Raw genomic sequence first — 21,393 nt, forward strand, 5'->3', positions numbered from 1 at the left:
CGCCATGCCCGTCATCGAATGCGACGTGGACGCCGCCCGCGAAAAACTGGCCGACGCAGGTGCCGACGTGTCGGCGGGCAACTCCGAACACGAGCGGTGGCGCGCGGCGTACGGTGACGCCAACGCCGTCGCCTACGACGGCAAAGTCGTGATTCAGGGAGCGAACCCGCAGGACATCGAGGCACTTTTGCGTGAAGGGGGCGGCCACGCCTACCTCTACTTCGACGGCGCGAGCAGGGGGAATCCGGGACCGGCGTCGGTGGGTTGGGTCGTCGTCACGAGCGACGGTATCGCCGCCGAGGGGAGTGAGACTATCGGCCGCGCGACGAACAATCAGGCCGAGTACGAGGCGCTGATTCGCGTCCTCCGGGCGGCCCGCGACTACGGATTCGACTCCGTGGAAGTGAAAGGCGACTCCCAACTCATCGTCAAGCAGGTCACGGGCGCGTGGAACACCAACGACCCGGAACTGCGCGAACGACGCGTCACCGTCCGGGAACTCCTCGCGGACTTCGACGACTGGGAACTCGGCCACGTTCCGCGGGAGATAAACGAACGCGCCGACAAACTGGCGAACGAGGCCCTCGACGATGCCTGAGACCGATACTTCTGACGACGCTCCGCCGAACGACGAACTCCCCGACGCGACCGTCGAACGCGCCGAACGACTGACGCGACTCGCGCGAGACGCGGTGGACGACGCCGAGGCCGACGCCTACCGCGAGGAGCGAGCGGAACTACTCGCCGACCACGACTTCACGGCCCGCGTCCGCGAGGAGGACACCGGTTCGACGCTCGTCCTCCACCCCGACGAGTGGGTCGAAGACGGGACGATTCGGACCGACCGCATCGAAGACACCGACCGCGCAGTCGAGGTGTCGCTGTCCGGGCCGGGGAATCCCGACGAGTGGGAAGAAGTCGAAGACCACAACCGCGAACTCACCCAGCGAGTCCGTGAGGCACACGGCGACGTTCACGGCGACAACGCCGACGCGTTCGCCGACTTCATGGGCAACCACTACGCCCGGCCGATGGAGTCTGCCACCAGCGGCGAAGTCGAGGAATTCCTCGCGGAGTACTTCCCACGAAACGCGTGGCCCACGGAAAAACAGCGTACTGTCGTCGAGGAGTCTATCGACCTCGTCTTCGAGGTGGCCGACGAGTAGTCGTCGCTTCGTCCTCGGGAGTCGATACTACTCGTTGTCCGCGACGATTTCTCGGACCTGCTCGCCGCGTTCCTCGTCGTTTACGAACTTCGAGAGCGTCCACTGGAGGGCGTCTACGACCACCGCGAGACCCTCGTCGGTCAGTTCGTACTGGTTAGTTCGCTTGTCGAGTTCGCTCTTCTCGACGTATCCCTTCTCGACCAGCGTGTCGAGGTTGGGATACAGACGCCCGTGGTTGACCTCTTCCCCGTAGTAGTCCTCGAGTTCCCGCTTGATAGCGAGACCGTACATCGGTTCCTCGGAGAGGATGGTCAAGATGTTCTTCTGGAAGGCGGTAAGATTGCGCGCGGTACTCGTCTCTGTGAGTGTCTGTGCCTCTGACATAGACTCTGACACCCTGCGATTTGTCACGATGGTATTTAATCCTTCCTCACTCGGTCGGAGGTTCCACGGTTTACCCGGCAGTTGTACCACCACTTGTTATGAAACTTAACGTCTCGGCCGAAAATTGCTTTCAGGTGTCGCGTGAATTGCCTCTTCTTTCGGGTAGAATCCGTGACCCGATGCCGAAAGGACTTTCCGGACTTCGGAACGATTCTCGGACTGCACCATGGCTAACCTCTGGGAAGACTTAGAGACGGGACCGAACCCGCCCGAGGAAATCTACGCAGTCGTAGAGTGTCTCAAAGGCGAGCGCAACAAGTACGAGTACGACAAGGACATTCCGGGCGTCGTCCTCGACCGCGTTCTCCACAGCAACGTCCACTATCCGAGCGACTACGGGTTCATCCCGCAGTCGTACTACGACGACGAGGACCCCTTCGACGTGCTGGTTCTCGTGGAAGACCAGACGTTCCCCGGATGCGTCATCGAGGCCCGTCCGGTCGCCTTGATGAAGATGGACGACGACGGCGAACAGGACGACAAGGTAATCGCCGTCCCCTCGGAGGACCCCCGGTACGACAACGTGCAGGACGTTGAGGACCTCAGCGACCAGCAGAAAGACGAGATTTCGGAGTTCTTCGAGACCTACAAGAACCTCGAAGCGGGCAAGCAGACCGAGACCCTCGGTTGGGAGGACAAAGCGTCCGCCCAAGACGCCATCGAACACGCGATGGACCTCTACGAGGAGAACTTCGCCTAACCTCGACTCACCGTTTTCTGACACTCTCAGCGGGCGGATACCTGCCCGAAACTATTTGACGTTGGCCTGAACAAAGCCGAACCGATGGCTTTCGGGTCCGCGTTCAGCAGTGCCGAGATGGTCGTCGTAGCCGCGACGCTCTTGCTCTCCGGTGGATTGGTCTTCTACGCCGTCCAGTCGGTCAACGACTGGCGGCGCGACGACGGCGAGGAACCGGTCGATGCGCTCAAAAGCACGGTCGCGGGACAGAACCGCGTCGCCCTCGTCGTCCCGGAGGGACCGAGCATCGACGCGCTAGCCGCCGCAATCGGTCTCCAGACGCTCTGTACCGAGTGGGGCGTCACGGCCCAACTGTTCGCGGAGGGTCCCGTCACCGGCGAGGACAGCAAGACGTTCTGCAACATCTTCGACCTCGAACTCGCAGTCGTCGGCGAGGGAACCGAGAAACTGACCGACGCCGACGCCGCAGTCGCGGTGGGCGGCGGCGGCGGCGTCCCCCAACTCTCGAACAACCCGCCGGTGGTCGCGGTGGTCCGTCATCGACCGACCGCCGAGGAGAACATCCTCACCGTGACCCCCACCGACGACGGTGCGACTTCGACCACGGTCACGCGCCTGTTGGAGGCCGAGGGCGTGGTCCCCGACCAGCGAGTTGCCACGGCGCTCCTCCACGGCGTCCGCGCGGGGACCCGCGAGTTCCGCCGCGCGAACGGCCAACACGACTACGAGGCCGCCGGGTTCCTCCACGCCTACGCCGACCTCGGGCGCATCGAGGACCTCCGGTCGCCGGGCATGAGCGGCGACACCTTCGACGTAATCAGCGACGCCATCGCCAACCGCGAGCGCCGGGCGAGTTTCGCCGTCACCAACGTCGGGTCGGTGCCCTCGGTGTCGGCGCTGGAGGAGGCCGCGGACACGATGCTCCGACTCGAAGGCGTCTCGACCGCCGCGGTGTTCGGCATCCACGAGGAGACTATCGTCGTCTCCTGTCGCGCGGAGGACGTGCGAACCAACGCCTTCGACATCTTGGACTCCGCGTTCGGCACCAGCGAGACGACCGGCGGCAACACCGACGCCGCGACTGCTCGGGTCCCCCTCGGCCTGTTCGCGCAGGTGGACGGCGACCACGAGGAGACGCTAGACATGCTCATCGACGCCAGCACCCGGAAGGCGCTGTTCGAGGCGTTCGAGAGTTCGTAGTCGGCGCGCTGTAGAATCGTTCTCCGTTGTTTTGAAGTTCTTTTTCGTTGCTAGAGAAATCTATAGATTGCTTTCAGCCCACCCTGTCGTTACTTTCGGGGGGAGCGAATGGGTGGTTGGTCAGACCGCGAGAAGCCCCGTCAGAGACGGCGAGTAGCTAGCTACTGCTTGAACCAATGACTTGTTCCACCGGCCGACCCCCGTGGACTGTTCCACCGGCCGACCCCCGTGGACTGTTCCACCGGCCGCAATCCGTCCCGCGAGCGACCGGCGATGGCCGGTCGCTCGCTCGCGGTCCGTCCGATTTTCCGGTTCTCACGCCCGAATCCTTCATCATCGTTCACGTCGAAGACGGAGCCTACGAAAAGAAATTTCTTGTATGTCGTCGTCCTATCGGGGTACATGGGTCTCTTCGACAAGCTCCGTGGCGACGACAAGCCGCGCGTTGCTTTCTTCGGAATCGACGGCGTGCCGTATAGTTTTCTCGAGGACCACTTCGACGAGTTCGAGCATCTCGGTGCGCTCGCCGACGAGGGGTCGTCGGGCGCAATCGACAGCATCGTTCCCCCCGAATCGTCGGCCTGCTGGCCCGCGCTCACGACCGGCGTGAACCCCGGCGAGACCGGCGTCTACGGCTTCCAAGACCGCGAGGTCGGCTCCTACGACACCTACGTCCCGATGGGCCGCGACGTGCAGGCGACCCGGATTTGGGACCGGGTTCACGACGCCGGGCGCGACGCGACGGTGATGAACGTCCCCGTCACCTTCCCGCCCCAGCGCAACGTCCAGCGGATGGTCTCTGGATTCCTCTCACCGGGCGTCGATAAGGCGTCGTACCCCGACGAGATGCGCGAGTACCTCCAGTCTACCGACTACCGCATCGACGCCAACGCCAAGTTGGGCCACGACGAGGACAAGTCGGAGTTCATCGAGAACGCGCACAAAACCCTCGACGCCCGCTACGAGGCGTTCAAACACTACCTTCAGGAGGACGACTGGGACCTCTTCTTCGGCGTCTTCATGACGACCGACCGGGTGAACCACTTCCTCTACAAGCACTACGAGGAGGACATGGAGTACAAAGAGGAGTTCCTCGACTTCTACCGGAAGGTGGACCGCTATCTCGGCGAGATTCGGAAGAACCTGCCCGACGACGTGACGATGATGGTCGCCTCCGACCACGGGTTCACCTCGCTGGACTACGAGGTCCACTTCAACCAGTGGCTCGCCGACGAGGGCTGGCTTTCCTACGAGGACGACGACCACGAGGAACTGGGCGACATCAGCGACGACACCGAGGCTTACTCGCTCATCCCCGGTCGGTTCTACATCAACCTCGAAGGCCGCGAACCCCGCGGGAGCGTCCCCGAGAGCGAGTACGAACAGAAGCGCGCCCAACTCAAGGAGGCGCTCGAAGACCTCGAAGGTCCCGAGGGCCGGAAGGTGTGCGACCGCGTGGTCGAGAAGGAGGACGCCTTCCACGGCGACCACGACGACATCGCCCCGGACCTCGTTGCCATCCCGAACTACGGCTTCGACCTCAAGGCCGGGTTCAAGGGCCACGACGACGTGTTCGGTCACGGTCCCCGAAACGGGATGCACAGCTTCGACAACGCCTCGCTGTTCGTAGACGACCCCGACGCGACCATCCGCGACGTGAACCTCTACGACATCGCGCCCACCATCCTCGACCTGATGGAGATGGACTACGACGCGGGCGAGTTCGACGGCAAGAGTCTGGTGTAACCGGTCGCGGTACCGATTTACCGATTCGGCACCCGTTTTTTACGTGGTAGTCGCCGGGCGAGCGTTAGCTACGGTTCGCAGACTGCACCGCACAGCACCGCAACCGCGAGCGCGGACCGCACGCCTCCCCACCCTCGTGGCCGTCTGAACGCGACCCCGAACCCCCCACGAAGGTTTAAATCCCGAGACGGGACGAACCCGGTCCATGTTCGACGCACCAGTCGAGACGTGGTATCTCTGGGTCGGCCTCGCCGTCGTCAGCACCGCCGCGGTGGGTCTCGCGGCGACCCTCCCGCGCGCACCCCCGCCGGACGCCGCGAGCGCCGCCGGAACCGTCGATTCCGTCGCGGCGAGCGCTCACCCGACGACCGGCGTCCACCCGCTGTCGGCCGACGCCGCGAGAGTCGGCCCGTACCGAATCTGGCTTCGGGACGACGGCGCGACAGGCCACGCGACGTTGGCCTACGGTCCCGTCACCCCGGTCCGGCGCGACACCGCGCTCTGGGACGTTCTCCGGGGAACGCCGCCCGAACGCGCCTTCGGAACCCCCGCGGACTTCCGGCGGGTCGCGGCCGACGCGCGCGACCGGACTCCAGCGTGGCGCTCGCGCGAGGCGCTGACCGTCCGGCGGGTGGTGTGGGAGGGCGTCGATGTCACGCTGGTCGGATAGCCCGAGAGCGCAGGTCGAACCGGTGGCGGCACTGGTCGCCGTCTTCGCGGTCGGGGTCGCCCTCACGACCTACGCTGGCGTCCTCGACGCCACCATCCCGACGCCCGACCGGAATCTCGCGGACCCGACCGTCGAACGCGCCGAGCGCACCCTCGGCGACCCCGGAGTCGCAGACCCCCAAGCACTCGCCGCCGGTCTGCGCGCCGGACCCGACGGTTACGACCTGAACCTCACGCTCGAAGCGACCGGCCGGACGTGGCACGCCGGACCCACTCCGCCGCCGAACGCCGATACTGCCGCACTCGCGGTGAGCGTCCGCCTCGGTCCGGGTCGGATGCGACCCGGCCGACTCCGCGCGGAGGTGTGGGCGTGAGAGCCATCAGCACCGTCCTCGACGTTTCGCTCTGTCTCCTGCTGGTCTCGGCGAGCGCCGTCACCCTCGCTACTACGCCGTCCGCTACCGCGCCGTCCGCCATCGCGACACTCGCCGACGAGTCGAGCGCGACTGTCGGCCCGGACACCGCCGACGAGATTTCGGAACTGCTGGTGACGAGTACCGCCCGCGTGACCTACGACGGCGGGACGCGGACCGTCCACGACACTCTCGCGGGACTGCTCGCCAGCGCCGCACTCGCGGACGCTCGGCCGACCCCCCGAACCGACTTCGTTCGGGCGGTCACGACCAGCGTCGGCCGGGCCGTCCGACGCCCGGCGGTTCGACGCGTTGCTTCCGGGGGTGCCGCGCCCGGACGCGCCGCGGTCGGCGTGCAGGTCGTCGCGCGCCGAACTCCGACGAACTCGACTCCCACCGCCGACTCCGACGGCCGGGTCGTCGCGGGCGACACCCCGCCGCCGGACGCCGACGTTCACGCGGCCACCCTCGAAGTCCGTCGGGTCAGACTCACCGTCAGGACGTGGGTGGCGTGAACTTCGCGGAAGACCGCCGGGCGCGGGTCCCCTTCGCCCTCGTCGGCGTCCTCCTGTTGGTCGGGAGCGCGGGCCTCAGCGCAACCCTCGCTGGCGGTCCGGCCCCCACGACCGACGAGTCGGTCGGGGTCGCCGTGGACCGGGCCACCGCCGCCACGGACACCGCACTCCGCGGTGCAGTCGCTCGCGCCGGACGACGGGCCGCCGCCGCGCCAGTCACCGACCCCGCGAACACCACCGCGGGACGCGTCCTGAACGACTCGACTCCCTTCCGGGACTCGCTCCGCGTCCGAATCTATCTCGCGGCCCGGAGCGCCCTCGGCGAGGTGAGCGTCCGGTCCGGGAGTAACCCCGGACCGGACGCGGGCAGTCCGAAAGCGCCCGGTCCGGCGGCGTCCGGGCCTCGGTCTCGCTCCCGCCGGTTCGGAACGCCTCGGACCTCCGGGCGGCCAAGCGCCGGGTCGAAGTCGAACCCGCGGGCGAGGGCGACGGAACCGAAGCGAGCGCGGGTCTCCGGGTCCGAATCGAGAACGTCACGCTCACCGCGACCCGAGGGGGCCGCGTCGTCGAGCGCGAGCGATTCTCGCCCGAACTGGTCGTGGCGACCCCCGCGCTTGCGCTCCACGAGCGAGTCTCCGGGTTCGAGTCGCGCCTGAACCGCGACCCTCTCGCGCCGGGTCTGGGCCGCCGACTCACTGCCCGCCTCTACGCCGTGGCGTGGGCGCGGGGAGTCGCCCAGTACGGCGGCGCACCGGTCCAGAACGTGGTGGCGAACCGCCACGTCGAACTCGCTACCAACGGCGCACTCCTGCGCGAACAGCGGGCCGCCTTCGGCCGGAGCGACCTCCGCGGTCGGCGCGCGCTCAGGTGGGCGACCGCCAGAGTCGGCGCGACGGACCTGCTCACGGCGGCGAACGCCCGCCACGGGACGGCCCGGACCGACCAACTGCTGGCCGCCGCGAAGCAGTACCAGCGCGAGCATCCGATGCCCGGCGGCGTGGCGAGCGACCGCGACCCTCGCCGCCTCCTCCGGGTCGGCGTCGAGCGGACCGCGGACCGCGCCTTCGCCGATGTCGTCGCTGGCGAGAACGGGACCGGTCTCGCCGAACTCCTGCGCTCGGCCTACACCGCCAACGCGCGCCTCGTGGCCGCGGTCCGGAGAGTCGGCCGGGAGAGCGACCCCCGTCCCGCGCCGGAGTCGCCCGGCCCGAACTGGACCCTTCAGTCGAGCGAGGTCCGGACGACGACTGCGGTCGAATCCGGGACCGGACCGTCGCCGGGGACGCCGGAGAAATGGCACCTGCTCGGTGCCGAGTCGCGCCGAGTCGTCCAGACCCACGCGCTGGTCGCCGAATGGACTCGGAGGGGAGAGGTCGGCGACGGCGAGACTCGGAGCAACGAGACTCGCCGGACCGTCCGGCGGTGGACCGAGACGTTCGCGGTGGGCGTCGGGGTCGCGGGCGACCACGACTCGACGCCGGGTCTCGCCCCTCCTCGACCGGTCTCGCGAATCCACGAGCGCGGCGGGGCGCTCGGTGGGCCGAACCTGCGGGACCTGCCCGAGCGAGCGACCGAGCAGTTGGTCGAGTCGCGCGGCGGGTTCGACGCGCTGGCCCGGCGAGCGGTCACCGGGACGCTGGACGCCCGGCCCGAGCGAGTCGCGGGTCGGCGGCCCGCGGACCTCCGGTCGTGGGTCTACCGGGACCTCGCGGGTCTCCGGGAACGCGTCCGGAACGTCTCGATGACGGTCACTCGTCGCCGGGCGGTCGGCGGTGAACCGCCGACCGCCGAACTCGCGCGGACGCTTCGGCGTCGGCACGCGGAACTGGTCGGCGCGCCTTCTCGGTACGATGGGGTCGCCGACCGCGCTCGGGTCGCGGCGCGGGCGGCGTACCTCGACCGCGTGGCGACTCGGTTGGCGGCGCGGGCCGACCGCGCGAACGCGACCCGAACCGGCCTCCGCCGGGCGCTGGCCGACGCTGGCGGGTCGCTCGACCGAACGCGCCGGATTCTGCGCGCTCGGACGACGCCCGAGACCCCGCCGCCGCGACCGATGCCCGCCGACGGACCCGGCCGCGCGGTCAACCTGAGCGTGGCGGGCGCGCCGCCCTACCTCACGCTGGCGGCGCTGGACCACGAGCAGGTGGCCGCGATACCCGAGGGAAACGAGAGCTACCCCCTCGCGGCCCGGAACCGGAACGTCTTCGCGCTTCCGTACGGTGACGCCGCGGAGACGGTCGCGTCGGCCGTGGTCGGGGGCGGACCATCGGAGCGGACCGACCTCCGGACCGCGGCGCTGGCTCTCCGGGCCGCGAATCGGACGCTGGCCGAGTCGGGGAACCGGACGCTCACCGAGTCGGGGAACCGGACGCTCGCGGGGTCCGAGCGCCGAGACCTCGCCCGGCGTCGTGACGCCCTTCAGTCTGCGCTCGCGGGGTCCGAGCGCCGAGACCTCGCCCGGCGTCGTGACGCCCTTCAGTCTGCGCTCGCGGGGTCGATGCGCGAGGCCCGAGAGCGACTGGTCGCGGAGTTGGCGACAGCGGGGTTCGACCGGACCGAGGCAGAGCGCCGGGCGGCAGTCACGTCGGGACTCGCGCGGTGGAACACGACCGCCGGGCGCGCGCTGGCGGTGGCGAACGGGTCGGCGGCGAAAGTTGTCGCCGCGGCGGTGGTCCGCGGTCGGCCCGCGCTCGGGCGACCGGTCTCGCGCGACTGGGTGCGACTCCGGACCGAGTTGGCCGTCGAGTCGGTGCGCCAGCGCGTTGCCGGTCCGCCGCGGCCGGTGGTGAATCGGACGGCGACTGCGACCCGAAGCGTGGCGGAGACCGCGCTCAAGCAGGCGGTCACGTCGGGTCTCGGCAACGCGACGGAGGCGGCGAACCGGCGGTGGTTCGGCGAGGCACTCGGCGCGATTCCGGCGGGTCTGCCGGTCGCGCCGGTTCCGGGGTACTGGTACGCGACGGTCAACGTCTGGACGGTCGAGGTCCGCGGGCAGTACGCCCGGTTCGCGGTCGGCGCACCTCGGGGACCGCCCGACGAGTCGATTTCCTACGTCCGGGAGGAGGCGACGGTGCGACTGGACTGGGACGGCGACGGCGACCGGGAGCGGATTGGACGCACGACCCCGGTCTCGTTCGAGACGGAGACGGCCATCGCGGTGGTCGTCCCGCCCGGTCCGCCGGGCGTCGGCGACCGGGACGGGAACCGCGACGAGTCCTCGCCGGGATGGTCGGCGGGGTGAGGGTGTTCGGCAGGGTGAGGGTGTTCGGTCGGGGTCGGCGTTTCGGGCGCGCTGACGGTGACTCACTCGCCACGGCGTGCGCTACTGGCAACTCTCCAATCCGGCGCGCGCTGGCGCGGCTTCGTGCCGCGCCATCGGCGCGCGAGGGACGAGGACCGCAGGGAGGAAGCGACCGGGAGGAGCGACGACCGAGGACCGCAGTCGGTTGGGGAGGCATGTGGCCCGCGGTTGCAGTGCGGTATGATTGGCTCGAGCCTGAAGCTAGCTCCGACTCAATCCCGACGACTGCGAGACGGACAGACTCCGAGAACTCCCAGACGGACCGACTCCAAGACGCTTCGAGATAGACCCTGAGACGCCCCCACCGAACACCCCCACATCGAAGTGAAACCCCTTTCAATCGCGCGGCCCACGGTGCGAGTATGCTCTACGACGACATCGAGGACCCCGATTCGACCTCCCCGGCAGAGCTTCGGGCCGACTACGTGGCCGAACTCGCCGGAATTGTCGAGACTCGTGGGGTCGATGCGGTCGCCGACGAAACCGGCGTGGACCGCGAGACGATTGGGGCGCTGGCCGACGCGAACGGCGACGTGGCCGACGAGATTACGCTGGAGGAGGCGGCCGCTGTCGCGGCGCTGGCCGAGGACGCGCCCGACGCCGACGCCATCGTCGCGGAGGTCCGGGACACCCTCCTGATGGGGATGACGACGGCGGTCCTCGACGTGGACACCATCGCAGTCGAGAGCGACGCCGAGATGGACGGCAAGCAGGTCCACCAGAAGGTTGAGGGTCGCGCGCCAATGACGCTCGCCGAGTACGCGACGCTCCACCACTTCATCGCCAGTCGCCAGCGGTAAGACTCGCCGTCGGTCGTGGTGTTCCGTTCGACTCCTGTTTGCGGTTCCGTGACGGCGGACCGCGACGAGAAGCGAGCGACTGCCGACTCCTCTCAGACCGCAACCGCACCGCACGGCACCGCGACCGCGGTCCACGTCCTCCCCAACCGACTGCGCGTCTCGCTCCCTCCGGTCGCTCGATGCTCGTCCCTCGCGCGACGATGGCGCGGCATGAAGCCGCGCCAGCGCGCGCCAGTGTGGAAATATATACCTATCTCAAACAAATAAAAACACATCTAAAGCAAACAAATACCTGTCTCTAACATCCGTCGTCGCGGGAGTTATCCCGGCCACGGCCCAACCTCCGGGCATGAACGTGGCGATACTCGGATGCGGGTACGTCGGACTCGAACTCGGTCGCCAGTTGACCGAGGCAGGCCACCGCGCGGTCGGCGTCCGGCGCTCGGACGACGGTCTCGCGGCAGTCGAAGCGGCCGGTTTCGAGGCAGTACAGGCCGACGTGACCGACGCCGACTCGCTCGACGCGGTGCCGGACGCGGACGCGCTGGTCTTCGCGGCGAGTTCCGGCGGCAGGGACGCCGCGGCCGCCCGCGAGGTGTACGTCGAGGGCCTGCGGACCGCCATCGACCACTTCGGAGCGCGCGAGGATTCGCCGGAGCGATTGGTCTACACCTCCAGCACGGGCGTCTACGGCGACCACGGCGGCGACTGGGTGGACGAGGAGACCCCGCTCGAACCCACTACCGAGAAGACCGAGGTGCTGGCCGAGGCCGAGCGCGTGGCGCTCGAACGCGCGACCGACCGCGGCATCGACGGCACCGTCGCGCGCCTCGCCGGAATCTACGGTCCCGACAGGACCCGACTGGAGCGGTACGTGACCGGTCCAGTCACCGAGGGGTATCTGAACATGATTCACCGCGACGACGCCGCTGGCGCGGTTCGGTTCCTGTTGGAGGGGGACCTCGCGCGCGGCGAAGTCGTCCTCGTCGTGGACGACGAACCCGTCTCGAAGTGGGACTTCGCCGACTGGCTAGCCGACGAGTGCGACGAACCCCGCCCGCCCAAACAGACCACCGAGGAGCGACTCGCGGACGACGACCTCTCCGAGCGAGTCCGTCGTCGTCTGCTGACTACCAAGCGATGCTCGAACGAGAAGCTACGGAGCCTCGGTTACGAGTTCAACTATCCGACGTATCGAGAAGGTTATCGGAGCGAAATCGAGGCGTTCCGAAACCAATCGGAGTGAAGCCCTCAATTTTTCACGTATCGGGAAAATTTCTTGTTCGTCCGGGTAGTCAGGGGTTGTCATGCAACTGCCGGGCATACCGGACCCGCGGGTTCGAGAGGTAGTTCAGGTCGCCGAGTCCTACGGCCTGAGTTCCCCCGAACTCGCCGGGGCCGTCGTCCTCGGGGCGATTGCACTGGTGGCGTCGCTGTGGCTGGTCGTCCGGTGGATTCGGCGGCCGATGGGCGCGCGACTCAAGCGCGCGCTTGCCAAGCGCGACGAGGTGGCAATCTTGATGCATCCGAACCCCGACCCCGACGCGATGGCGTGCGCCATCGGTGTCGCCCACCTCGCCAGCGAAGTCGGAACCGACGCCGCCCTCCAGTTCGCGGGCCAGATTCGCCATCAGGAGAACCGCGCGTTCAGGACGGTTCTCGACCTCGAACTCGACCGAATCGACCACGTGAGCCAACTCGCCGCCGAGGACGTGATTCTGGTGGACCACAACACTCCGCGCGGATTCGAGGGGGCCGAGCGACTCGAACCCTACGCGGTGGTAGACCACCACCCCGGCAACGGCACCGGCGAGCAGTTCACCGACCAGCGCACCGACTACGGGGCCTGCGCCACCATCGTCGCCGAGTATCTGGAGGACGTGGGCGGTACTCCGGTCGGCCCCGACGACGAGAGCGCCGACGGGTTCGTGATTCCGGCGGCGGTATCGACCGGCCTGCTCTACGGCATCCAGTGCGACACTAACCATCTCACCACCGGGTGTACCGGGGCCGAGTTTCAGGCGGCGGCCTACCTCTACGAGGGCGTGGACGAGGACCTGCTAGACCGCGTGGCCAACCCGCAGGTCAGCGCCGAAGTGCTGGAAGTGAAGTCGCGGGCCATCTCCGGTCGGGACGTGCGCGGGTCGTTCGCGGTCAGCGACGTGGGCCGCATCGACAACGCCGACGCCGTGCCCCAAGCCGCCGACGAACTCGTCCAGTTGGAGGGGGTGACCGCAGTCGTCGTCTACGGCCGACGCGACGAGACGGTCCACCTCTCGGGACGCTCGCGCGACGACCGAGTTCACATGGGCAAGGCGCTCGAAGCCGTCGCCGACGGCATCCCCGGCGCGAGCGCGGGCGGCCACGCTCGCATGGGCGGCGGACAGGTCCCGGTCGAGGGCGCGGCCTACGCCAGCGGTGCAGAGACCGCGATGTGGTCGCAGGCCGAACTCGGCGACGACATCTTCGCGGCGCTCAACGGCGACGTGTAGCGACCGACGCCCCGAAACCCGCCAGAATCCTGCGGGCTTATCCCGATAGAACTGCTACGCTCGGGCATGGCCACCGATGATGGAACCTACGAGTACAAACTCCAGCACGGCGACGACTTCGGCCGGACCTACTTCCGACTGTTCGACGGACTCGCCGTCTCGTCGCTCGGGGTCGGAACCTACCTCGGGGACCCGACCGACGAGGTGGACGCCCGGTACCGAGACGCCATCGCCACGGCGCTCGAAAGCGGCGTCAACGTCGTTGACACCGCCATCAACTACCGGTGCCAGCGAAGCGAGCGCGCGGTCGGTCGGGCAATCGAGGACGCCGACGTGTCCCGAGACGCGGTGTTCGTCTCCACGAAAGGCGGGTTTCTCCCCTTCGACGGCGAACGCCCGGAGAACCCCGGCGAGTACGTCAAGCGCGAGTTCGTGGACGCGGGACTCGTCGAGCGCGAGGACTTGGCGCGGGGGAGCCACTGCATCGCGCCCGACTTCATCGACGCCCAGTTGGACCGGTCGCTCGACAATCTGGGAGTAGACGAAATCGACCTCTACTACGTCCACAACCCCGAGGCGCAACTCCACGCCCGGCCGCGCGAGGACGTGTACGAACAACTGGAAGCGACGTTCACCCGCCTCGAAGAGCGCGCCGCCGCGGGCGACATCTCGAAGTACGGCGTGGCGACGTGGAACGCCTTCCGGGTTCCCGAGAGCGACGACCAGTACCTCTCGCTATCCGAAATCGTCTCGCGCGCACGGAAGGCCGCCAAGGCCGCCGAGAACACCGCGACCCACCTCCGGGCGATTCAGTTGCCCTTCAACGTCCGCATGGCCGACGCCTTCACCGTCGAGTCACAGCAGGGACCGGAGGGTGCCCAGAGCGCGCTCTGGTTCGCTCACGAGGCGGGCCTGAACGTCTTCACCAGCGCCAGCATCGCGCAGGGCGAGTTGGCCGCCGAGATTCCCGACGAGGTGAGCGACCGACTGGAGGGCGACACCACGGTCCAGCGCGCCATCAACTTCGCCCGGAGCGCCCCCGGCGTGACGAGTTCGCTGGTCGGGATGAGCAGTCCGGAACACGTAGAGGAGAACGTCGAGGCGGGCCGGTTCGACCCGATGGGTGCCGACGCGTTCGACCAAGTGTTCGAGTAGACGGGAATCCGTGTTCACCTGTCGCCCGTCGAGAGCGTCGTCGGGTTCGCTCTCGTCGCCCTGCTGTCGCGTTGGGTCGCCGAGTCCGAGACGCCGACCAGCGCGCGTCCGGCGACGACGACCGGCCGTCACCCGGTGAAAGTGGTCGGTTTCGACGCCCGCGAGCGCCACGCCCGCCCGCAGTCGGGACACGACCGCTCGACACCCTTTTCGTCGTCCGCCTGCGCCACGAGCGACTGCCGACAGATGCGACACGAGAACCTGCCGCGGGAGTCTTTCTCGACCTCCATGTCCCAGAGACCCCGCCGGATTGATTTCATACCCACACCCGTACGACGGAGGCGAACGAAAAGTTTGGGGCCGCGGACGCTCGGCCGACCAACCGACAGGACGCGCCGCGTCTGCCCCTCGGACGAGAGACTTCTCTACAATCGTTAAAGAAAGGGGAGGGTTGTCGAAAGAAACCTAGAGATTGCCGATTCGACCGGCAGAGCCGCCGACGCGGAAGCGACTGCACGGGCAGTGCCACTCCGCTGAAAGGTTCGCTTCGCCGGATTCGGAAGGTTTGACTGTCCCCTCGGAGTAGCCTCGAACGTGTCTCGTGGTCGGGTCTTCGCTTCGATGTGTTCGGTCGTATTTCTGGTCAACCTCGCTCGCGTGGTGTTCGCGCCACTGCTCGAACCGCTGTCTGCCGCGTTCGGACTCACCGAGTCCACCGCCGGGTTGATAGCCACGTTGGCGTGGTTGGGGAGCGCCACGCCTCGCATCCCGACCGGATACCTGTTGACGCGGGTGGACCGCCACAAGGTCGTCCTCGCCACCGGCGCGGTGCTGACCGGCGCGGCGGCGTTCATGACCGTCGCCGACTCGGTGGTGATGCTCGGTGCCGGGGCGTTCCTCATGGGGGTCGCCAGCGGCGCGTACTTCATCGCCGCCAACCCCCTCGTCACGGAACTCTTTCCCGAGCGAGTCGGTCGCGCAATCGGGATTCACGGCACCGCGAGTCAGTTGGCCGCCGTCGCCGCGCCGGTGTTCGTCGGCGCGGTACTGGTGGCCGCGACGTGGCGCGAGGTGTTCACCGTCATCGCAGTCGTGGCCGCCGGAGCGACCGCAGTCTTCTACTGGACCGCCCGCCGGACCGAGATGCCCGACGCCGGGACCGAGGACCGGGACTTGCTCACCGCGGCGCGCAGGCAGTGGCCCATCATCCTCGCCGGTATCGCCATCCTCGGGGCGACCGGGTTCGTCTGGAACGGCCTGTTCAACTTTTACGTGAAGTACGTCACCGCGACGAAGGGCGTGAACGCCGGAACCGCGCGTAACCTCCTGACGGTGGTCTTCGCGGCCGGGGTGCCCGCGTTCTGGGTCACGGGGCGACTCGCCGACCGCCTGCCCCACGTTCCGCTGATGCTCGCCATCCTCGGCGGGTTCGTCGCCACCCTGTTCGCGCTGACCGCGGCGCAGGGTCTCGCCGTCCTCGCGGCGGTGACGGCGGTGATGGGCTACGTCATCCACAGTCTGTTCCCGGCGCTCGACACCTACCTGCTCGACTCGCTCCCCGACGAGAACCGCGCGAGCGCCTACTCGCTGTACAGCGGTGCGATGATGATAGTGCAGGCGATGGGGAGCGTGGTCATCGGCGCGCTCCTCGACGCCGGATTCGGTTACGACGCGGTGTTTCGGGCGTTCGGCGGCGGACTCGTGGCGATTCTGGCGGTGCTGGTGGTCCTCTGGTCGGCCGATAGACTCCCGACGGGCGGGCAGGACCCGACCGTAGTTCGGGGCGACTGAGAACTACAGTTCTTGACGACACACCTCGATGGCCGTCGGAAGGAGTTCCTCGTCGGGGTCCAGACCGACGAACAGCGCGGTGTCGTCGGTCCACCCGACGAGGTTCATCCCCTGCTCGTAGATGCGCACAGTGTACTCCAACCCGGCCAGCGGCGGGAAGAGGTCCTCGTTCCGGGCCTCCGCGATGTGTTCGAAGACGATTTCTTGGAGGATGTTCTCGCGCATCTCCTCGGTGTAGAGTTCGTCGATGTCCGGGCGCATGTAGATGATTTCGTACTCCGGTACGGAGACGTTCCCGACGGCGACGGTCCGCAGTCCGTCACCGAGTGCCCCGGAGAGTGCGTCGGTAAGTGCCTGCGCAGATGCAGAATCCATAGAGTATTCATACGGATAGAGACACATCATATTTACTCTAAAGATAAAGTGTGCAACAAACGTCAGGGTCGAACCGACGACGCGCCGCGGGCCGAACGTCCGGAGTTTTTCAACCTCGGACCCCAACCCTCACGCGATGGAGTACGGACAGGAGCGCATCGCTACCCTCCACGACCTGACGGGCACCGTCCCCGACGCGCCGACGGACCGCGCGGCGGTCGTCGTCCCGATGACCGAACGGGAGTACGCCGGACTCGCCGCCGAGCGAGTTCTCTCGGAGTTAGAGTCGGTCGCACCCGGCGAGGTGGTCGTCGCCCTGCGCGCGCCGCCCGAGAAAGTCGCGCCGTTTCTGGATTGGCTCGAAGGGTTCGACCTGCCGCTGTCGGTGGTGTGGTGCAACGGACCGGGCGTCACCGACCTGCTGGCCGACCGGGGACTCAACGGCGAGGCCGGGAAGGGCCGGGACGTGTGGCTGGCGCTCGGGGTCGCCGCCGCCGACAGCGAGTACGTCGCGGTCCACGACGCCGACGCCAAGACCTACGAGGCCGGAGACGTGGCGCGACTGCTCTACCCGCTCGACCGGGGCTACGACTTCTCGAAGGGGTACTACGCCCGCGTCGAGAACGGGAAGCTCTACGGGCGGCTCTGTCGGTTGTTCTACGCGCCGCTGGTTCGGGCGCTCGCCGACGCGACTCCCGGCGCGGAGGTGCTGGAGTACCTCGACTCGTTCCGGTACGCGCTCGCCGGGGAGTTCGCCGCCAGTGCGTCGTTCGTCCGGGCGCTCCGGGTCGAGCGCCACTGGGGACTGGAGGTCGGCACGCTCGGCGAGGCGTTCGGCTACGCCGGGTTCGACGGGACCGCGCAGGTGGACCTCGGGCGGTACGAACACGACCACCGGGCGGTGTCGGGACCGACGGGTCTCTCGGACATGAGTCGCCACGTCGGGCGGGCTCTCCTCCGTGCGGTGCAAGCCCACGGCGTGACCCCCGAGTACGACACTCTGCCCGACCGCTATCGCCGGGTCGCCGAGACGTTCGTGGAGCAGTACGCCGCCGACGCCGGATTCAACGGACTCGGCTACGACCCGAGCGAAGAGCGAGAACAGGTGGACATCTACGCCGAGGCGATTTCTCCGCCCGGCGACGACCGGCGGCTTCCGGCGTGGCGCGAAGTCGAGTTGACGCCCGCCGAAGTTCTCTCGGCCTCCCGCGAGGACGTGTCGGCGGTCCGCGGCCGATAGCCTGAATCCGGGGCTACGACGCGCGAGACTGCTACCTTTCGCGTCTCTCGAATCCTCACAAACCACGGGACGCGCCGCGTCTGCGCTCGCGCCTCGCGGTTCCCCGCGAGCGCAGACGCACGCGGGGAGGTTCGGGGCGCGGTGCGGTAGCGGTGGGGTCGCGGTGCTGTGCGGTGGGGTCGCGGTGCTGTGCGGTGGGGTCTGATAGGCTCAAGGAGTAGCTAGTCCCGTAGCTCTCACGTTCACTGTCGCCGACTCTACGTGTCCCCTCGAACGACCATTCCGACGACACCGCCGAGACCGAAAAAGAACGACTGAACGGTCCGAAACTCCGAGAAATCGCTATTCGGCGGCTTCGGCCGCTTCGCGGACTTCCTCGTAGTCGGGTTCGACGCCGGGGTCGTCGCTGACCCACTCGTAGGTGACTTCGCCGTCGCCGTTGACGACGAAGACCGAGCGCTTGGCGACGCCGTAGTAACCCATGTCCGCGAAGTCCATCTCCACGTCGTAGGCGTCGATAATCTCCTTGTTCGAGTCGCTGACGAGACCGAAGCTCAGACCCTCTTGGTCGCGGAACTCGTTGAGCGAGAACGGCGCGTCCACGCTGACGCCGTAGACGTTCGCGCCCGCGTCCTCGAACTCGTCGAGTTCCTCCTCGAACGTCGCCATCTCCGTGGTACAGACCCCGGTGAACGCCGCGGGGAAGAACGCGAGGACGACGGGCGAGTCGTCGAGGTTCTCCGAGAGGGTGAAGGGTTCTACGTCGCCGTTTGCGAGCGGTGCAGTGAAATCAGGTGCGTCGTCGCCGACTTCGACCATGTACGTTCACGAGTAGAGCAGTCCGTGAAAAATCAGTTCCGAATCCGACTCGCCACTCCGAACCCCCTCGTGTCCGGTCACGTCTCGGCCGCGGAGAACTAGCAAAAAGCCTATAATCCAGAATCGGCTAACTTCGAGTAGAGATGGCACAGATGATTCCACTGTTCGGACCCGTGCCGGGCGGGATGGAGATGATGGTGATTCTCCTCATCGCCGTCCTGCTGTTCGGCGCGAACAAGATTCCGAAACTCGCCCGCTCGACCGGCGAGGCGATGGGTGAGTTCAAGAAGGGGCGTCAAGAAGTCGAAGACGAACTCCGCGAGATGCAAGAGAGCGGCGGTAGCGGCGACATCGACGACGAGGACTACGAGACCGAGACGGCGACGGACGCCGGGGCCGACGCTGGCGGCGAGTAACCCACCTCTTTTGCGGGGCGTGTGGCCTAGTGGATAGGGCAGGAGGTTCCTAACCTCCTGACCGCGGGTTCGAATCCCGTCACGCCCGCTCAACTTCGCTTCGCTCAGTAGAGCGGGCGTGACGACCCTCGCAAACAAACCGCGTTTGCTCGGTCCCGTCACGCCCGTTTCCGGCCGAGCGAAGCGAGGCGGAAACGGAGGAGGGATTCGAACCCTGCAAGTCGCACGCCCGGAACGGCGCGAAGCAACCGAGCGGACCCCTCATCCCGGTTCGACCCCCAGTCAGTTGTTCCGTCCGGGCGGCGCGGTCGCGCCGCCCGGACGGAACGGCGAACGAAACGCGAAAGACGGCTCTCGAAAACAAAAAACTGTCTTTTAGAATTGTATAGATTGTCGAGAGACAACTATATCGTTCCCTGCCGGAAGAACTCCGCCGGACTTCGGTCCGTCGCGGGCCGAGAGCGCCAGCGACGGGGACTCGTGACGTGCGCCACCGCGTCTCATCGCTAGTTATCGAACCCCTCGACGCCGCCGGGTCGAATGAATATACGGGCCAGCGTTACACCCCTGTCTCCGCTACGATGGAGTGATGACTGCGAACTCTCGAACGACAGAGGTGGTATCGTGATGTGGCAAGATTTGGTCTTCCTCGCGGGAAGCGTCTTCTCGGTTCTCTTTCTCGCGCCGACGCTGACGGACCACACCGCGCGGGTCCCGCTCGGCACGAGCCTGCCGTCGGCGGCGCTCGGCGTCGTCTACGGCGCGAGTTTCTACAGCATGGGGATGGCGTTCTCGGCGTCGGGGTCGTTCCCGACCGGCGTGCTGTGGGCGGGCATCGCGGCGCTCCGGTCGCCGTCGCTGGCGAGTCTCGTCCCCGACGGCGTGTCGGAGGTCCGCGCGCGACTGTCGGACTGACGACTCGGCGTTTCGACTACTGCTCGAAAAAGCGATTTCGGTCGCGTCTACAGGAACGCGAACTGCGTCTTTCGTCGGTGGGTCTGTCCGTTCTTCACGTCGGAGGCGGTTCGCCCAGTTCGATACTGAGAGACTGTGTACATTGTAATTTCTATATCGGGGTGGTTGAATATAAACCTACTCGGAGAATCATACACACACTCATGCGGGGTTCGTTCACACTCCCCTGCGACTGACTCGACCCGACTTCCACGTCCTGTACGACAACCTTTTGCGGCGCTCACTCCCTTCGGTCGCTCGCTTGCAAAACGTTGACGAAAAAGAAACGTCTCTTCCGCTATCCGTCGCCGTGTTCGTCCGTGATGACGACTTCCCCGTCTCGAACGTCCACGTTGATGAGCGTCTCGCACGACAACCTTTTGCGGCGCTCACTCCCTTCGGTCGCTCGCTTGCAAAACGTTGACGAAAAAGAAACGTCTCTTCCGCTATCCGTCGCCGTGTTCGTCCGTGATGACGACTTCCCCGTCTCGAACGTCCACGTTGATGAGCGTCTTCACGTCGTAGTCGGTGTCGTCCAGTTCGTTCGGGCCTTCCTTCTTGATGACCGCCAGTACGTCCGCCACGTCCGCGCCGATGTGTTCGAGCGCCTCCGTGATGGCCTTCATCGTCCCGCCCGTGCTGAGAACGTCGTCGAGCAGGAGAACTCGGTCGCCGTCGCGGACGTTGTTGACGTACATCTCGTTCTCGCTGTATCCGGTCTGCTGGGAGAGCGCGACTTCGCCCTCCAGTCCGTACTCGCGCTTGCGGATGACCACCAGCGGGATGTCGGTCATCAGCGACACCGCAGTCGAGATGTGGATGCCCATCGCCGCAGGGGTGACGATTTTGTCCACGCCTTCGAGTTCCGTCTTTCGGATGATTTGGATGACTATCTCCCGAAGCAGGCCGGGTTCCAGCATCGGAATCCCGTCGCTGATTGGGTGTACGAAGTAGTGGTAGCCGTTCTTCTCGATAATGGGCGCGTCGAGCAGCGACTGCTTCAGTTTATCCATGTTGGGGGTACTCGACACGACAATAAAAACTGACGGAATCGCGTGGCCGTCGTGTGGCGTTCTAACGAACCTCGCGTACGCACTCCGCGCGCCCGGTTCTGCCCGCGAGCGCGAACGCGGGACGCGAGAGCGCGCACGAGTGCGCCCGAGTCACATCAGAACGGTCCGAGTGCGACCCTAATTT

General features: G+C 67.0%; 21 protein-coding genes, 1 tRNA gene and 2 pseudogenes. 19 read left to right on the top strand and 5 right to left on the bottom strand.

Translation table 11 applies throughout. The annotated features are described in order from the left end of the window. Window positions 1-4 precede the first annotated feature (4 nt). Window positions 5-598, top strand: a complete 594-nt coding sequence (gene rnhA, locus P2T60_RS02920; protein WP_276281065.1) for a ribonuclease HI — start codon at window positions 5-7, stop codon at window positions 596-598. Then, window positions 591-1,166 carry a DUF7108 family protein gene (locus P2T60_RS02925; RefSeq protein ID WP_276281066.1) on the top strand — a complete coding sequence of 192 codons (576 nt, stop codon included), beginning with the start codon at window positions 591-593 and terminating at the stop codon, window positions 1,164-1,166. The genes rnhA and P2T60_RS02925 overlap by 8 nt, the downstream gene beginning before the upstream one ends. A gap of 27 nt (window positions 1,167-1,193) precedes the next feature. Here P2T60_RS02925 and P2T60_RS02930 read toward each other — a convergent pair whose 3' ends face one another. Then, window positions 1,194-1,550 (bottom strand): PadR family transcriptional regulator, encoded by a 357-nt coding sequence (locus P2T60_RS02930; RefSeq protein WP_276281067.1) that lies wholly within the window; start codon window positions 1,548-1,550, stop codon window positions 1,194-1,196. 226 nt (window positions 1,551-1,776) lie between these two features. On the opposite strand from P2T60_RS02930, the gene P2T60_RS02935 reads away from it, so the two are divergent. The 12 genes and pseudogenes from P2T60_RS02935 (at window position 1,777) to P2T60_RS02990 (ending at window position 14,601) form a co-directional block, all read left to right on the top strand. After that, a complete protein-coding gene (locus P2T60_RS02935; RefSeq protein ID WP_276281068.1) occupies window positions 1,777-2,310 on the top strand; it encodes an inorganic diphosphatase in 534 nt (177 codons plus the stop codon). An 84-nt stretch (window positions 2,311-2,394) separates the two neighbouring features. Continuing rightward, window positions 2,395-3,510 carry a DHH family phosphoesterase gene (locus P2T60_RS02940; RefSeq protein WP_276281069.1) on the top strand — a complete coding sequence of 372 codons (1,116 nt, stop codon included), beginning with the start codon at window positions 2,395-2,397 and terminating at the stop codon, window positions 3,508-3,510. 402 nt (window positions 3,511-3,912) lie between these two features. Continuing rightward, entirely contained in the window at window positions 3,913-5,256 is a 1,344-nt protein-coding gene (locus P2T60_RS02945) for an alkaline phosphatase family protein (RefSeq protein WP_276281070.1), read from the top strand. A 205-nt stretch (window positions 5,257-5,461) separates the two neighbouring features. Then, a complete protein-coding gene (locus tag P2T60_RS02950; protein WP_276281071.1) occupies window positions 5,462-5,926 on the top strand; it encodes a DUF7283 family protein in 465 nt (154 codons plus the stop codon). After that, window positions 5,907-6,299 carry a DUF7285 family protein gene (locus P2T60_RS02955; RefSeq protein ID WP_276281072.1) on the top strand — a complete coding sequence of 131 codons (393 nt, stop codon included), beginning with the start codon at window positions 5,907-5,909 and terminating at the stop codon, window positions 6,297-6,299. The genes P2T60_RS02950 and P2T60_RS02955 overlap by 20 nt, the downstream gene beginning before the upstream one ends. Then, window positions 6,296-6,853 (top strand): DUF7284 family protein, encoded by a 558-nt coding sequence (locus tag P2T60_RS02960; protein ID WP_276281073.1) that lies wholly within the window; start codon window positions 6,296-6,298, stop codon window positions 6,851-6,853. Before P2T60_RS02955 ends, P2T60_RS02960 begins: the two co-directional genes overlap by 4 nt. Then, window positions 6,850-7,170, top strand: a pseudogene (locus P2T60_RS21820) (DUF7286 family protein); the annotation flags it as partial. The gene P2T60_RS02960 and the pseudogene P2T60_RS21820, both read left to right, overlap by 4 nt. A gap of 119 nt (window positions 7,171-7,289) precedes the next feature. Continuing rightward, a pseudogene (locus P2T60_RS02970) lies at window positions 7,290-10,094 on the top strand (DUF7286 family protein); the annotation flags it as partial. Between the two features lie 422 nt (window positions 10,095-10,516). Further along, window positions 10,517-10,954, top strand: coding sequence for a DUF5791 family protein (locus tag P2T60_RS02975; RefSeq protein ID WP_276281076.1), 438 nt, complete (start codon window positions 10,517-10,519; stop codon window positions 10,952-10,954). A gap of 349 nt (window positions 10,955-11,303) precedes the next feature. Beyond that, window positions 11,304-12,200, top strand: coding sequence for an SDR family oxidoreductase (locus P2T60_RS02980; protein WP_276281077.1), 897 nt, complete (start codon window positions 11,304-11,306; stop codon window positions 12,198-12,200). A gap of 61 nt (window positions 12,201-12,261) precedes the next feature. Next, on the top strand, window positions 12,262-13,446 hold the full coding sequence (locus P2T60_RS02985; RefSeq protein ID WP_276281078.1) for a DHH family phosphoesterase: 1,185 nt from the start codon (window positions 12,262-12,264) through the stop codon (window positions 13,444-13,446). 66 nt (window positions 13,447-13,512) lie between these two features. Further along, window positions 13,513-14,601 (top strand): aldo/keto reductase, encoded by a 1,089-nt coding sequence (locus P2T60_RS02990; RefSeq protein ID WP_276281079.1) that lies wholly within the window; start codon window positions 13,513-13,515, stop codon window positions 14,599-14,601. Window positions 14,602-14,729: 128 nt separating this feature from the next. On the opposite strand, the gene P2T60_RS02995 is transcribed toward P2T60_RS02990, so the two are convergent. Further along, window positions 14,730-14,921 carry a hypothetical protein gene (locus tag P2T60_RS02995; protein WP_276281080.1) on the bottom strand — a complete coding sequence of 64 codons (192 nt, stop codon included), beginning with the start codon at window positions 14,919-14,921 and terminating at the stop codon, window positions 14,730-14,732. 301 nt (window positions 14,922-15,222) lie between these two features. Between P2T60_RS02995 and P2T60_RS03000 the strand changes: the two genes are divergently transcribed. Continuing rightward, window positions 15,223-16,392 carry an MFS transporter gene (locus P2T60_RS03000; protein ID WP_276281081.1) on the top strand — a complete coding sequence of 390 codons (1,170 nt, stop codon included), beginning with the start codon at window positions 15,223-15,225 and terminating at the stop codon, window positions 16,390-16,392. Window positions 16,393-16,395: 3 nt separating this feature from the next. Here the strand turns inward: P2T60_RS03000 and P2T60_RS03005 are convergent, their stop codons facing one another. Further along, window positions 16,396-16,767, bottom strand: coding sequence for a DUF7522 family protein (locus P2T60_RS03005; protein ID WP_276281082.1), 372 nt, complete (start codon window positions 16,765-16,767; stop codon window positions 16,396-16,398). A gap of 136 nt (window positions 16,768-16,903) precedes the next feature. Between P2T60_RS03005 and P2T60_RS03010 the strand changes: the two genes are divergently transcribed. Then, window positions 16,904-18,007, top strand: coding sequence for a glycosyltransferase family protein (locus tag P2T60_RS03010; protein ID WP_276281083.1), 1,104 nt, complete (start codon window positions 16,904-16,906; stop codon window positions 18,005-18,007). Between the two features lie 342 nt (window positions 18,008-18,349). Here the strand turns inward: P2T60_RS03010 and P2T60_RS03015 are convergent, their stop codons facing one another. Next, window positions 18,350-18,826, bottom strand: a complete 477-nt coding sequence (locus P2T60_RS03015; RefSeq protein ID WP_276281084.1) for a redoxin domain-containing protein — start codon at window positions 18,824-18,826, stop codon at window positions 18,350-18,352. A gap of 143 nt (window positions 18,827-18,969) precedes the next feature. Between P2T60_RS03015 and P2T60_RS03020 the strand changes: the two genes are divergently transcribed. From P2T60_RS03020 to P2T60_RS03030, 3 genes are all read left to right on the top strand, one after another. Then, window positions 18,970-19,242 carry a Sec-independent protein translocase subunit TatA/TatB gene (locus P2T60_RS03020; RefSeq protein WP_382209912.1) on the top strand — a complete coding sequence of 91 codons (273 nt, stop codon included), beginning with the start codon at window positions 18,970-18,972 and terminating at the stop codon, window positions 19,240-19,242. A 15-nt stretch (window positions 19,243-19,257) separates the two neighbouring features. Beyond that, a tRNA-Arg gene (locus tag P2T60_RS03025) sits at window positions 19,258-19,330 on the top strand. Between the two features lie 539 nt (window positions 19,331-19,869). After that, window positions 19,870-20,157, top strand: coding sequence for a hypothetical protein (locus tag P2T60_RS03030; RefSeq protein WP_276281085.1), 288 nt, complete (start codon window positions 19,870-19,872; stop codon window positions 20,155-20,157). A gap of 485 nt (window positions 20,158-20,642) precedes the next feature. On the opposite strand, the gene hpt is transcribed toward P2T60_RS03030, so the two are convergent. Further along, complete coding sequence (gene hpt, locus P2T60_RS03035; RefSeq protein WP_276281086.1) at window positions 20,643-21,209, bottom strand: hypoxanthine/guanine phosphoribosyltransferase; 567 nt, start codon at window positions 21,207-21,209, stop codon at window positions 20,643-20,645. Window positions 21,210-21,393: the final 184 nt, after the last annotated feature.

Source organism: Halorussus caseinilyticus (assembly GCF_029338395.1).
In the GTDB taxonomy this organism is placed as follows: domain Archaea; phylum Halobacteriota; class Halobacteria; order Halobacteriales; family Haladaptataceae; genus Halorussus; species Halorussus caseinilyticus.